General features: G+C 75.0%; 9 protein-coding genes. 3 read left to right on the forward strand and 6 right to left on the reverse strand.

All coding sequences use genetic code 11. The features are described from left to right. Positions 1-15 precede the first annotated feature (15 nt). Entirely contained in the window at positions 16-564 is a 549-nt protein-coding gene (locus AC0HI0_RS45270; RefSeq protein ID WP_480929618.1) for a DUF3000 domain-containing protein, read from the reverse strand. Positions 565-649: 85 nt separating this feature from the next. Here AC0HI0_RS45270 and hemE point away from each other — a divergent pair, with 85 nt between their 5' ends. The 3 genes from hemE to hemQ are packed head-to-tail and all read left to right on the forward strand — an operon-like array spanning position 650 to position 3,831. Next, entirely contained in the window at positions 650-1,702 is a 1,053-nt protein-coding gene (gene hemE, locus AC0HI0_RS45275) for a uroporphyrinogen decarboxylase (RefSeq protein WP_480929619.1), read from the forward strand. After that, a complete protein-coding gene (hemG, locus tag AC0HI0_RS45280) occupies positions 1,699-3,126 on the forward strand; it encodes a protoporphyrinogen oxidase (protein WP_480929620.1) in 1,428 nt (475 codons plus the stop codon). The genes hemE and hemG overlap by 4 nt, the downstream gene beginning before the upstream one ends. A gap of 12 nt (positions 3,127-3,138) precedes the next feature. Next, positions 3,139-3,831 (forward strand): hydrogen peroxide-dependent heme synthase, encoded by a 693-nt coding sequence (gene hemQ, locus AC0HI0_RS45285; RefSeq protein ID WP_480929621.1) that lies wholly within the window; start codon positions 3,139-3,141, stop codon positions 3,829-3,831. 39 nt (positions 3,832-3,870) lie between these two features. Here the strand turns inward: hemQ and AC0HI0_RS45290 are convergent, their stop codons facing one another. The 5 genes from AC0HI0_RS45290 to AC0HI0_RS45310 all read right to left on the reverse strand — a co-directional run bounded on the left by AC0HI0_RS45290 (position 3,871) and on the right by AC0HI0_RS45310 (position 12,376). Next, positions 3,871-7,113, reverse strand: coding sequence for a S8 family serine peptidase (locus AC0HI0_RS45290; protein WP_480929622.1), 3,243 nt, complete (start codon positions 7,111-7,113; stop codon positions 3,871-3,873). Between the two features lie 244 nt (positions 7,114-7,357). Continuing rightward, positions 7,358-10,555: a S8 family serine peptidase gene (locus AC0HI0_RS45295; protein WP_480929623.1), complete on the reverse strand. Its 3,198-nt coding sequence runs from the start codon at positions 10,553-10,555 to the stop codon at positions 7,358-7,360. Positions 10,556-10,725: 170 nt separating this feature from the next. Then, on the reverse strand, positions 10,726-11,202 hold the full coding sequence (locus AC0HI0_RS45300) for a hypothetical protein (protein WP_480929624.1): 477 nt from the start codon (positions 11,200-11,202) through the stop codon (positions 10,726-10,728). A gap of 41 nt (positions 11,203-11,243) precedes the next feature. Continuing rightward, positions 11,244-11,588 (reverse strand): SCO6045 C-terminal-like domain-containing protein, encoded by a 345-nt coding sequence (locus AC0HI0_RS45305; RefSeq protein WP_480929625.1) that lies wholly within the window; start codon positions 11,586-11,588, stop codon positions 11,244-11,246. Then, entirely contained in the window at positions 11,585-12,376 is a 792-nt protein-coding gene (locus AC0HI0_RS45310) for an MbnB/TglH/ChrH family RiPP precursor modification enzyme (RefSeq protein WP_480929626.1), read from the reverse strand. The genes AC0HI0_RS45305 and AC0HI0_RS45310 overlap by 4 nt, the downstream gene beginning before the upstream one ends. Positions 12,377-12,604 lie beyond the last annotated feature (228 nt).

Genomic DNA, 12,604 nt, shown 5'->3' on the forward strand with positions numbered 1-12,604 from the left:
CCGGCGGGGTCGCGGCTAGCGCAGGGTGCTCACGCCGACCGGCGGCAGGCCGACGGCGGTGGCCATGACCTCGTAGAACGCCGTGCCGTGCGCGGCCAGTTCGGCGTCGCGCGCGGTCCACGAGGCGCGCAGCTCCAGGTCGTCGGTGCGGGCCGGGCCCGCGATGTCGCCGAACCGCGCGGACGAGGTCTGGGTCACCGTGCCGCCCAGCGCCAGGAACCCCGCGCCGGCCAGCTCCAGCGCCTCGACCAGCCACGACCACCCGACCTCGGGCAGCAGCGGGTCGGCGGCCAGCTCCGGGTCCAGCTCCACCCGCACGTAGGCCACCAGCCGGAACACCCCGGACCACGCCTCGACGCCGTCCGGGTCGTGCAGCAGCACCAGCCGCCCGGTCGACAGCTCGTCCGACGGGCCGGTGGCCTCCGCGGTCAGCGCGAACGCCCAGGGCGCCAAGCGCTGTGGCGGGCGCACCTCGGTCGGCTCCAGCTCGGGTCGGGTTCGCACCGACTTGAGCGTCGCCACCGCCCGCCGGAACAGTTCGGGCTCCGCCGCCAGTCCGGTCACACCACGGACTGTATGCCCCTAAACCTCGTTAAGTGAGCGCGGCGCGCCGGGACCGGGCACCGGGCGGCCGACTCGTCGTGGGAGCATGGAAAGCGAGATGAGCGACAACACCACCGCACCTCTGCTGGTCGCCGCGCGCGGCGGCGTCCCGGCGCGCACCCCGGTCTGGTTCATGCGGCAGGCGGGGCGGTCCCTGCCGGAGTACCGCAAGCTGCGCGAGGGCACCTCGATGCTCGACGCGTGCCTGGACCCGGAGATGGTCTGCGAGATCACGCTCCAGCCCGTCCGCCGGCACGACGTGGACGGCGCGATCCTGTTCTCCGACATCGTGGTGCCGCTCAAGGCGGCCGGTGTCGACCTCGACATCGTGCCCGGCACCGGCCCGGTCGTGGCCAAGCCGATCGCCGGCCGCGCCGACGTGGACGCGCTGCCCGTGCTGCGGGCCGAGCAGCTCCAGCCGGTCGCGGACGCGATCGCGCTGCTCGACGACCGGCTGGGCGACGTGCCGCTGATCGGGTTCGCGGGCGCGCCCTTCACGCTGGCGTCCTACCTGGTCGAGGGCGGGCCGAGCAAGAACCACGAGCGCACCAAGGCGCTCATGCACGCCGACCCGGAGCTGTGGCACGCGCTGCTGGGCCGGGTCGCCGACCTGACCGCCGAGTTCCTGCGGGTGCAGGTGGCGGCGGGGGTCAAGGCGGTGCAGCTGTTCGACTCGTGGGCGGGCGCGCTGTCCGAGCGCGACTACCGCGAGTTCGTGCTGCCGCACTCCACCCGCGTGCTGGAGAGCGTGACCACCGTGCCGCGCATCCACTTCGGCGTGGGCACCGGCGAGCTGCTGCCCGCGATGCGCGAGGCGGGCGCGGACGTCGTCGGCGTCGACTGGCGCACCCCGCTGGACGTGGCCGTGCGCCGGCTGGAGGCCGCCGCGCCGCACCTGCCCAAGCCGGTCGTGCAGGGCAACCTGGACCCGGCGCTGCTGTTCGCGGGCGACACCGCGCTGCGCCGCGAGATCGACCGCATCGTCGAGGAGGGCCGGGCCGCGGCCGGGCACATCTTCAACCTCGGCCACGGCGTGCTGCCGGACACCGATCCGGACGCGATCACCCGGGCCGTCGAGTGGGTGCACCGGGCACGATGAGACCGCTCCACGTCGCGGTGGTCGGGGGCGGGATCTCCGGCCTGGTCGCCGCGCACCGGCTGCGCTGCCTGCTCGGCGCGCGGGCCCGGATCACGGTCCTGGAGCAGACCTCCCGGCTGGGCGGCAAGCTGCGCACCGGCGAGGTCGGCGGGTCGGCCTACGACGTGGGCGCGGAGGCGTTCCTGCACCGCCGGCCGGAAGCCGCCGAGCTGGTCGCCGAACTGGGCCTGGCCGACCGGCTGGTGCACCCGACCGGCGTGCCCGCGACGATCCGGGCCGGCGGACAGGTCCGCCCGGTGCCCGCGCACACCGTGCTGGGCGTGCCCGCGTCGGTGGAGGCGGTCCGCCAGGTGCTCAGCGCCGAGGGGCTGCGCCGGGTGGCCGCCGAACCGGCGCTGCCGCCGATCGAACTCGACGGCGCGGACGTCGCGGTGGGCGCGCTGCTGCGCGAGCGGTTCGGGCCCGAGGTGGGCGACCGGCTGGTCGGGCCGCTGCTGGGCGGGGTCTACGCGGGCCGCCCGGACGCGCTGGGGCTGCGCGCCACCATGCCGCAGCTGGCCGGCGCGCTGGACTCCGGCGTCGGGTCGTTGCTCGCCGCCGCCGCGACCACCATGCCCGCGCCGCCGCAGCCGCACGGCCGCCGGCCGCCCGTGTTCGGCACCCTGACCGGCGGGCTGTCCACGCTGGTCGCGCGGCTGGCCGAGGTGGCCGCCGCGCAGATCCGGCTGGGGCAGCCGGTGCGCGGGCTGGCCCGCCGCGAGCAGGGCTGGCGGCTGGAGATCGGCTCCGCCTCCGCGCCCGCCCACCTGGACGTGGACGGCGTCGTGCTGGCCGTGCCCGCGCCGGCCGCGCGCAAGCTGCTGGCCGCCGCGGTGCCCGCCGCGTCGAAGGGGTTCGCCGAGGTCGAGGTGGCCTCGATGGCCGTGGTGGCGCTGGCGCTGCCGCCGGGCACGGTGCTGCCGCAGCGCTCCGGCGTGCTGCTGGCCGAGGGCGAGCGGTTCGCCGACGGCACCCCGTTCACCGCGAAGGCGTTCACCTTCTCCAGCCTCAAGTGGGCGCACCTGGCGGGCGGCCCGGTGCTGGTGCGCGGCAGCGTCGGCCGGCACGGCGAGGTCGAGTCGCTGCAACGCGACGACGAAGACCTGGTCGCCGCGGTCCGGGCCGACCTGGCCGAGCTGACCGGGGTGACCGCCGCGCCGGTCGACGTCGCGGTGACCCGCTGGGGCGGCGGCCTGCCGCAGTACGGCGTGGGCCACCTCGACCTGGTGCGCGGCATCGAGGACGCGGTGGCCGGGGCGCCCGGCCTGGCGGTCGCCGGCGCGACCCTGCACGGCGTGGGCATCCCGGCGTGCATCGCCACCGGGGACGCCGCGGCGGCCCGTGTCGCCGCACACGTGCTCGGCCGGGTGCGCGACGCCGGGTGAGAGGATGGGGGCATGGCCCGCCTGAACTTCACCGAGCTGAACGACACCATCCGCTACACCATGTGGTCCGTGTTCCGGGTCGAGCCCGGCCGGCTGCCCGACGACCGCGGCCCGGCCGCCGCCGAGGCGCAGGAGTACCTCGACGGCCTGGCGGCCAAGGGCGTGGTGGTGCGCGGGGTGTACGACGTGGCGGGGCTGCGGGCCGACGCCGACTTCATGATCTGGTGGCACGCCGAGGAGATCGAGCAGGTCCAGGCCGCCTACACGGGGTTGCGGCGGACCGCGCTGGGCCGCGCGTCGGTGCCGGTGTGGAGCCAGGTCGCGCTGCACCGGCCGGCGGAGTTCAACCGCAGCCACATCCCGGCGTTCCTGGCCGGCGAGGAGCCGCGCAAGTACATCTGCGTGTACCCGTTCGTGCGGTCCTACGAGTGGTACCTGCTGCCCGACGAGGACCGCCGCAAGATGCTCGCCGACCACGGCAAGGAAGCCCGCGACTACCCCGACGTGCGGGCGAACACGGTGGCGTCGTTCGCGCTGGGCGACTACGAGTGGATCCTGGCGTTCGAGGCCGACGAGCTGCACCGGATCGTGGACCTGATGCGCCACCTGCGCGGCACCGAGGCGCGCCGGCACGTGCGCGAGGAGATCCCGTTCTACACCGGGACCCGGGTCCCGGCCTCGGAGCTGGTCACCAACCTGCCGTGACGCCGGGAGGGGGCGTCCCGCGCGGGACGCCCCCTCCGCTCACTTCCCGATCCGGTAAGCGCGGATCACGGTGTGCTCGAACGTGTTGCCGGCGCTGTCCGAGCCCTTGACCCGCAGCGACGCGAAGCCGCCCGCGGCACCGTTGCGCACCAGCGCGGCGCGCCCGGTCACCGGGACGTCCTTCCACGTCTTGCCGTCGTCGAAGGACACCTGGACGTCGAGCTTGCGGACCTTGCCGTCGGGGCCGCCCGCCTGCTGCCGCACCTCCAGCGGCACCCGCAGCACCTTGTCGGCGGGCGCGCCGCCCGTCTCGTCCAGCTCGGGCGCGAACCTGACCACGGTCAGCGCGACGGGCTGGTACTTGGTGCCCGGCACGGTGTCCGAGCGGAACGTCCACGCGCCCGAGACCTTGGTGGAGAACGCGGTCGCGCCCGCGACCGGGACCGCCTCGGTCTCCACCTTGAACGCGGCCTTGCCCGGCGGGACCTTGAACAGGCCGTTGGCGGGGTTCTTGGTCTCGCCGACCTGCACGCCGTCGCGGTAGAGGGTGGTGCGGGCGGAGGCCACGGTGAAGTCACCGCTGTTGCCGTCGTGGTCGCTCCACAGCGACAGGCCGAACCCGATCTGGTCGCCCAGCCGGGCCGCGTGCTGCCCGGTGGGGGACAGGCGGGGGGACAGCACCGGCTGGAAGTAGCGCTGCCGGTAGTCGCGGCCCGCGCGGTACTCGTGCCCGTCGGAGGACTGCCTGCCTTGGAGCCGGCCCGCGTCGTCGAGCTGGAACGCGATCCAGTCCCACACCAGGCCCCGGGTGGTGATGTAGTCGATCGCCCGGCCGTCCGGTCCGGGCGCGGTGAGCAGGGTGCCGCCGGAGCCGCCCTCGGGCGCGAGCGGGATGCCGCCGTACCGGTAGGTCCGGCCCTGCGCGGTCCGGAAGATCCGCTGCTCCACCTTGGCCAGGTCGCGCTTGCCGAGCACGCGGGTGAACCCGTCCGGCACCTTGCCGTACTCGATCCAGGCGACCCGGTAGTTGACCGGGGTCTCGCCGACCGGCGTGCCCTGGGCGTCGGCGTGGACGCTGGTGTGGAACTCCTCGGCGGGCAGCTGCGGGCCGAGGTGGGTCAGCCCCACCGAACCCAGCCCGCCGAAGTAGATGCTGCCGACGCCGAGCCGCGCCTGCCCGCCGTAGCTGCGGTTGAACCCGATGTCGCCGATCTGCTCGACGGTGGCCGGGTCGGGGTAGGTGATCCGCACCGGCTTGGCGGTGCGGGCGTCGGCGTTGATCGTGGTGTTGCCGGCCACCTTGAGCAGCGGCTGCACGACCAGCGCGGACTTGGCGGTGCCGGTGATCACGTTGTTGTAGAGGAAGTAGTCGCCCTTGGGCACCCGGACCTTCGCGACGCCGGCGGTCGGCGTCGGGAACGCGAAGGTGTTGTTGTCCAGGCCCGCGAGCAGGCTGCTGACCAGCTCGGCGGGCTTGCCGTCGGCGTCGGTGTAGGTCAGCACCACGTCGTAGCTCTCCACCTCGCGGGTGATGCCGAGCGTGGTGCGCAGGCCGTTGGACGCGACGACCGCGCCCGAGTAGGCGCCGTCGAGGGTGCCCGCCCGCGAATCGCCGGTGACGGTGACCTCGGCGGTGCCGCCGGCCGCGACGGTGACCTGGTTCCGGCTCACCTTGAACACGCCGGCCGGGGCGGGCTTGCCGTCCGGGCCGGTCGCCTCCACCTTGAGGTCGAGGGTGACCGGGGTGGTGCCGGCGTTGCGGTAGACGAGGTCGCGGGTGACCGGCACGTCGTCGTCGTGCGGCCACTGCTGGAGCCCGAAGCCGAGGCTGACCGGGTCGGTGGTGACCGACGTGGTGATCGCCTTGGCCAGGTCGACCCGGCCGGAGCCCTGGTCGAACGCGCCCAGGTCGGGGTTGTGCTTGGCGGAGGCGGTGAGCGCCGCCTTGATCCGCGCGCCGGTCCAGTCCGGGTGCTGCTGCGCCAGGACGGCGGCGGCGCCCGCGACGTGCGGGGTGGCCATCGAGGTGCCGGAGACCGCGACGTGCGTGGCGTCCACCGGGGCGCCGATGCTGCCGGTGGAGGACTTGGCGGCGGCGATGTCCACGCCGGGCGCGGTGATGTCGGGCTTGATGCCGCCGTCGCCGGCGCGCGGGCCCTTGCTGGAGAACGGGGCGAGCCGGTCGTCCCGCTCGACCGCGCCGACGCTGAGCGCGGCGTCCGCGGTGCTCGGCGAGGAGACGGTGCCGGCCTGCCCGGCGTTGCCCGCGGCCACCACGAACAGGGTGCCCTTCTCGGCGGAGAGCCGGTTGATCGCCGCCTCCAGCGGGTCGACCTCCGGGGTGTCGCCGCCGCCCAGGCTCAGGTTGACCACGTTCGCGCCCTGGTCGGCGGCCCACTGGATGCCCGCGAGGATCCAGGACTCGGCGCAGCCGCCGGTGATGCAGACCTTGCCGTCGAGGATCTGGGCGTCCGGCGCGATGCCCCGGTACTTGGCGTGCCGGCTCGCGATGGTGGCGGCGACGTGCGTGCCGTGGCCGACGTTGTCGGTGTTGTCGGGGTCCTCGGTGAAGTTGGACTTGCCGGTCACCACGCCCGCGAGGTCGGGGTGCGCGGCGTCCACGCCGGTGTCCAGCACGGCGACCTTGACGCCCTTGCCGGTGTACCCGGCGTTCCAGGCGGTCGGCGCGCCGATCTGGGCGGCGCTGCGGTCCAGGCTGGTCCGCCGGATGCCGTCCAGCCACACCTTGCCCACGCCGGGGTCGGCGACGAGGGCGTCGAACAGGCCGGCCGCGCCGACCTTGGCGGCGCGGGCGGCGAACGCGCCGGCGGCCGGCAGGTCGTGGGTGACCCGCAGGCCGGACGCGGCGCGCAGCCGGGCCGCGTCGCCGGTCACGATCAGCGGCACGTCGTCGCGCCGGGCGTCGTCGTAGCCGGCCTCGGCGAGACCGGTCACGTCGAACAGGCGCGGGTCGAGCCTGCCCTGCCCGAGCGGACCGAGGGCGTCGACCGGGACGACGTGCAGCCGCCCGTCGCGCCGGTAGGTCTGGAACCGGGCGTTCGCGCGGCCCTCGCCCGGGACGACCGACTCCAGCCGGTCGCCGCGGAACAGGACCCGGTCTCCGGTGACGAGGGTGACGGCCGTGGACGTCGCCGCGGTGGCGGGCGGGGCGCCGGCGTCGTGCGGGCCGGGCGCGGCGGTGGCCGCGGCCGTCCCCGAGGCGAGCAGGCCGGCCGCCAGAGCGGCAGCCCCCCACGCGCCACGCTTTCCGGATCTCAACACAGATACCTCCCGAATCTGGTTGTGCGCGCTGTGGAACGCGCGATCGGGAGGCCGCCCGACACCCGGTGGCGGCGGTTAACCGGAAGTGACGAAGCCCCCCAACCTCATCGACGCTATCCACCCCTCAGAGTGAGATCAGCGTCTCATTGAGGGATGTTTTGCCCCCCGGATCGGGGGTTTTGGGGGTTACGCACGGTGTGTGATTGGTGCGGAAGAGTGCCCGGCGAGCCGGGCACCCCTCGCGTCAGCCGATCTTGTACGCGCGGATCACGGTGTGCTCGGCGGTGTTCCCGTCCCGGTCGGACGCGGTCACCCGCAGCGAGGCGAACCCGGCCGCGTCCGGGTTCGCGACCCGCGCGACGCCATCCGAGACGGGCACCGGCGACCACGTCCACCCGTCGTCGAACGACACCTCGACGTCGAGCCGCACCGGCCCGTCCGCCGCCTGCCGCTGCACCACCAGCGGCACCGGCAGCTCCCGGCCGCGCGGCGCGGTGCCGGCCGACAGCGCGGGCGCGAACCGGACGACGGTCAGCGGCAGCGGCCGGAACTCGGTGCCCGGCACGGTGTCCGAGCGGAACGTCCACGCCGCGCGGACCTTGGTCGCGAACTCCGACACGCCCGCCGGCCGCGCCGCCTCGGTCTCCACCCGGTAGCCGGCCGCGCCGCCGGGGACCGTGAACAGGCCGTTGGCCGGGTGGCCGTTCTCGCCGACCAGCACCCCGTCGCGCAGCAGCGCGGTGCGCGCCGAGGACACGGCCGAACTGCCGCCGTTGCCCGCGCCGTCGCCGAACAGCGGCAGCCCGAACCCGATCTCGTCGCCCCGGCGCGCCAGCCAGGTCGCCCGGCCCGCCGGCAGCACCGGCGAGAACACCGGGTCGTTGAACCGCTCCTCGACGGCGGAACCCGCGCGGTAGGCGCGCTGCGGGCCGTTGAGCGACAGCGCGGTCGAGCCGTCGGCGGCGGTCTGCTGGAAACCCCAGCTCCAGCCGACGCCCTCGGCGCTCACCCGGTCGATCGAGGAGCCCGCCACGTCCGCCATCCAGCCCCAGCCGTTGACGCCGTCCGGCGCGGACGCGTTGCCGACGTGCCCGTACTTCGAGCCCGCCGCGCCCGCGCCGTAGCTCGTGCGCACCTCGGCCAGGTCGGCGGCCGGCACCGCGCGGGCGAACCCGGTCGGCAGCCGGCCGTACTGCGCCCACGCGAACCGGTAGGAGACCGGTGTCGTCCCGACCGGGGTGCCCTTCTGCTGCGCGGCGACCATCACGGTCAGCTGGTCGTCGGGCAGGACCGGGCCGTTGTGGGCGATCGACACGTCCGGGCCGAACCCGCCCAGGAACGCCGTCGTCACGCTCGCCGACCGGGCGCCGCGCCGCCGCGCCGTGGTGATGTCGCCCAGCACCTCCTCCGCCGCCGTGTCGGGCGCGGTGATCCGCACCGGCAGCGCGGTCCGGGCGTCCAGCACCACCGTCGTGTCCGCCGTGACCGACAGGTCGGGGTGGGGCAGCAGCGCGATCTTGCGGTCGGTGGTGACGTCCGCGCCCACGAAGTAGTCGCCCCTGGGGACGCGCGTCGAGACCTTGCCGTCCGCGCTGAACAGGAAGACGAACGTGTCGTTCTCCAAGCCGATGACCGAGGCGTAGTAGTCCTTCGCCGGACGACCCACCGCGTCCACGAACCGGAACGTCACGTCGTAGCTCTCCACCTCCCGGTTCACGCTCACCGGGGTGCGCAGCGGCGTCGCACCGCCGGTCGCCACGATCGCGCCCGCGTACACGCCGTCGGTCGCCGCGTGCCGCGTGTCGGCGGTGACCACGACCGTCGCCTCACCGCCCGCCGGCACCGTGAACTCCGCCGGCGACACCTTGACCACATCGCTCGCCTTGCCGTCCGGCGCGGTGACCTCGGCGGTCGCCCGCAACGTCAACGCGGCGGTCCCGGAGTTGCGGTAGACGACGTTCCTGGTCACCGGGACGTCGTCGTCGTGCGGCCACTTCTGCAAGCCCAGCGCCACGTTCGCGGGCTGCGCGGTCACCGACGTGCCGATCGCCCCGGCCACGTCGATCCGGCCCGCGCCCTGGTCGAACGCGGTCAGCGCCGGGTTCGGCCGGGCCGACGCGACCAGCGCCGCCTTCAACCGCGCACCGGTCCAGTCCGGGTGCTGCTGGGCCAGCAGCGCCACCGCCCCCGTCACGTGCGGGGTCGCCATCGACGTGCCGGACAGCGCGACGTGCGTCGCGTCCACGGGCGTGCCGATGGTGCCGCGCGCGGCCTTCGCCGCCGCGATGTCCACGCCCGGCGCGGTCACGTCGGGCTTCACCCCGCCGTCGCCCACCCGGGGGCCGCGACTGGAGAACTCCGCGATCCCGTCCGCCCGGTCCACCGCGCCCACGGTCAGCGCGGCGTCGGCGCTGCCGGGGGAGGACACGGTGCCCGGCCGCCCCGAGTTGCCCGCCGCGACCACGAACAGCGTCCGCGCGGACAGCGCCTGCACCGCCGCCTCCAGCGGATCGGTGTCCGGGGTGTCGGGGCCGCCGAGGCTGAGGTTGACCACGGCCGCGCCCCGCCCGACCGCCCACTGCATCCCGGCCAGGATCGCCGACTCCGGGCAGCCCCCGGCCACGCACACCTTGCCGTCGAGCAGGTCCACGTCCGGCGCGACGCCCCGGTACTTGGCGTGCCGGCTCGCGATGGCGGCGGCGACGTGCGTGCCGTGGCCGATGGTGTCGGTGGTCTCGGCGTCCTCGGTGAAGTTCGACCTCGCGACGACCCGCCCCGCCAGGTCCGGGTGCGTGCCGTCGATCCCGGTGTCCAGCACGGCCACCTTGACGCCCCTGCCGGTCAGCCCCGCGCTCCACGCGGCGGGCGCGCCGATCTGCGCGGTGCTGCGGTCCAGGCTCGGCCGGCGCAGCCCGTCCAGCCACACCTTGCGCACGCTCGCCCTCGACACGAGCGTTCGCCAGGCCTCGGCCGCCCGGTCCGCCGGCACCTCGGTCGCGAACCCGCCGACCGCGGCCAGCGACGCCGTCCGGGGCAGGTCCGCCTCGCCGACGACGATCAGCGGGATCGTCGCGCGGCGGTCGTAGCCGGCCTCCAGCAGCCCGGTCACGTCGAACAGCCTCGGGTCGAGCCGGCCCTCCGCCAGGGCGCGGGTCGCGTCGCGCGGCACCACGTGCACGTGGCCGTCCCGGCGGAAGGTGTGGAACACGGCGCGTTCCCGGCCCGGCCCGCCGGCCGCCGAGGCGACCCGGTCGCCGTCCAGGACGATCCGGTCACCGGTGACCAGGGTGACCGCCCGCCCGCCGACCGGGCCGGTGTGCGCCGGGTCGGTGTGCGCAGGGCCGCCGCCCGGCTGGTTGCTGTTCGCCGGCGTTGCGGCCGTGACCAGGCCGAACAGCGCCAGCACGACGCACAACGCGCCGCGCCCGCGTGGGGGTGTCAACGGAACTACCTCCCGGAGGTGTGCCGCGCGCGGCGGATCGCACAGCCGGAGGGGCCTGGTCACCCGAGGTCGCGGCGACGGCACCGGGAGTGACCGGAACCCAGGACCCGCCCGACGCTAGTCCGACCGGACGGCGGCAGGCACCCGCTGATCGGCCCGTGTCCGCCGGGCTAGCGCTGCTGGACCACCGAGCCGTCCTCGCCGACCGTCAGCGCCAGCAGCGGGCTCGCCGGGCCGCAGTCCGGGCCGTTGGGGTGGACCAGCTTCGCGGTGGCCGTCAGCTCCCGGTCCACCACCGTCGCACCGGCCCCGTCGAGCAGCTCCAACCGCACGGTGACCTGCTTCGCGGGCAGGTCCGGGATCGACGCCCAGCCCACCTGCCGGCCGGTCGGCACACCGCTCGCGGAACACGAGTCCTCCGGCGCGGTGCCCGTGCACGTGCTGCCGGCGATCGTGGTCTGCGGGCTCAGGAACAGCTGGGGCTCGACGCACCGGCCGTCCCAGCACACCTCGACCGTGCCGCTGCGCGCCGCGCCGAGCCGGACTTCCAGCTGGATGCCGTCCGGCCCGGCCATCGCGGTGCACAGCCGCTCGGGCTGCGCTGCGCAGGCCGTGACGCCCAGCAGGACGCACAGCAGGACGGCCAACAGTGGTCTCCACATGACCAGGGGACGGAACGGCCCGGCGGTCAGGTTGCCCGCTGCCACCAACGCCGCTTCTTCGGCGGGGCCAGCTCGCCGCGCCCGGTCGCCCACTCGGCGAACGCCGCCGCGTCCTCCCGGAACCGGCTGCCGACCCGGCGCGGGTGCGCGCGGGCGTACTCGTCGAACAGCGGCCGGAAGCGCTCGCCCAGCTCGGCCGCCACCTCCGGGCGCAGCACCGCCACGATGCCGCGCCGCTTGTTGAGCAACGCCCGGGCCTCCACCCGCAGCCGCTCCGGGTCGAACCCCTCCGGCGGCGGGCCGTCGCCCATCAGCGCGTGCAGCAGCTCGGCCTGCGCCGCCGCCAGCCGGTCGCGCTGGGGCCCGGTCACGCCAGCACCGCCCGGATCGCGGCCAGCTCACCGGCCAGTTCCGCGTCGGCCGGGTAGTCGTCGTCCCGTTCCAGCAGCACGCCCGGCGGGTCGACCCGCTCGCGCAACTGGCGCAGCACGTCGAGGACTTCCGGCAGGACCGCGTGCGCGTGCGTGTCGTGGTAGACGCCGTGGTGCTCCTCGCCGCCCGCGACGTGCACGTACGCCAAGCGCTCCAACGGGATCTCGTCCAGGAACCGGCCCACGTCGGTGCCCAGGTTGCGGGCGTTGGCGTAGAGGTTCGCCACGTCCACCAGCAGCAGGCAGTCGGTGCGCTCCACGAGGTCGGCCAGGAACTGGCCCTCGGTCAGCTCGCCGTCCGGCCACTCCAGCAGGGCGGCCACGTTCTCCAGCGCCAGCGGCACGGGCAGGTCCGCCTGCGCGGCCTTCACGTTGGCCACCAGCACGTCCAGCGCGTCCTTGGTGCGCGGCAGCGGCATCAGGTGCCCGGAGTCGAGGCCGCCCGCGCGCACGAAGCAGACGTGGTCGCTGACGAACGGGGCGTCCAGGGCCTCGGCGAGCGCGCCGAGGTGCGCGACCCGGCCGGCGTCGACGGGGTCCGCGCCGCCCAGCGACAGCGACACGGCGTGCGGCAGGACGGGCAGGCCGCGTTCGCGCAGCAGCAGCACGGACTCCGGCAGGTGCCCCACGTGCAGGTTCTCCGCCACGACCTCGACGAAGTCGACGTCGAGCTGCTCCACCGTGAGGTCGATCTCCGGCCGCCAGCCGATCCCGACACCGAGCTTCATGACCGCCACCCCATCACACCAGGCCGGGCATCCACCACGACCGCCGTTCCACCGGATCCAAACGCGACACGTGTTGCGTTAAAGCCGTCGTAACGCAACACGTGTCGCGTTAGCCGGCGGCTTGAAGGCGACTCGCGTCGCGCCATGCCGGTGCTTGAAAGCGACTCGTGTTGCGTTAGTGGTGTCGCCAAACGCAACACGTGTTGTGCCGTACGAGGCAAACGCGAT

It is taken from the genome of Saccharothrix sp. NBAS 001 (assembly GCF_056640475.1).

What these genes read in the sequence shown, in the direction of transcription:
- hemG (WP_480929620.1), top strand. Translation starts at nt 1,699, where the DNA reads ATGAGACCGCTCCACGTCGCGGTGGTCGGGGGCGGGATCTCCGGCCTG.
- AC0HI0_RS45310 (WP_480929626.1), bottom strand. Translation starts at nt 12,376, where the DNA reads ATGAAGCTCGGTGTCGGGATCGGCTGGCGGCCGGAGATCGACCTCACG.
- hemQ (WP_480929621.1), top strand. Translation starts at nt 3,139, where the DNA reads ATGGCCCGCCTGAACTTCACCGAGCTGAACGACACCATCCGCTACACC.
- hemE (WP_480929619.1), top strand. Translation starts at nt 650, where the DNA reads ATGGAAAGCGAGATGAGCGACAACACCACCGCACCTCTGCTGGTCGCC.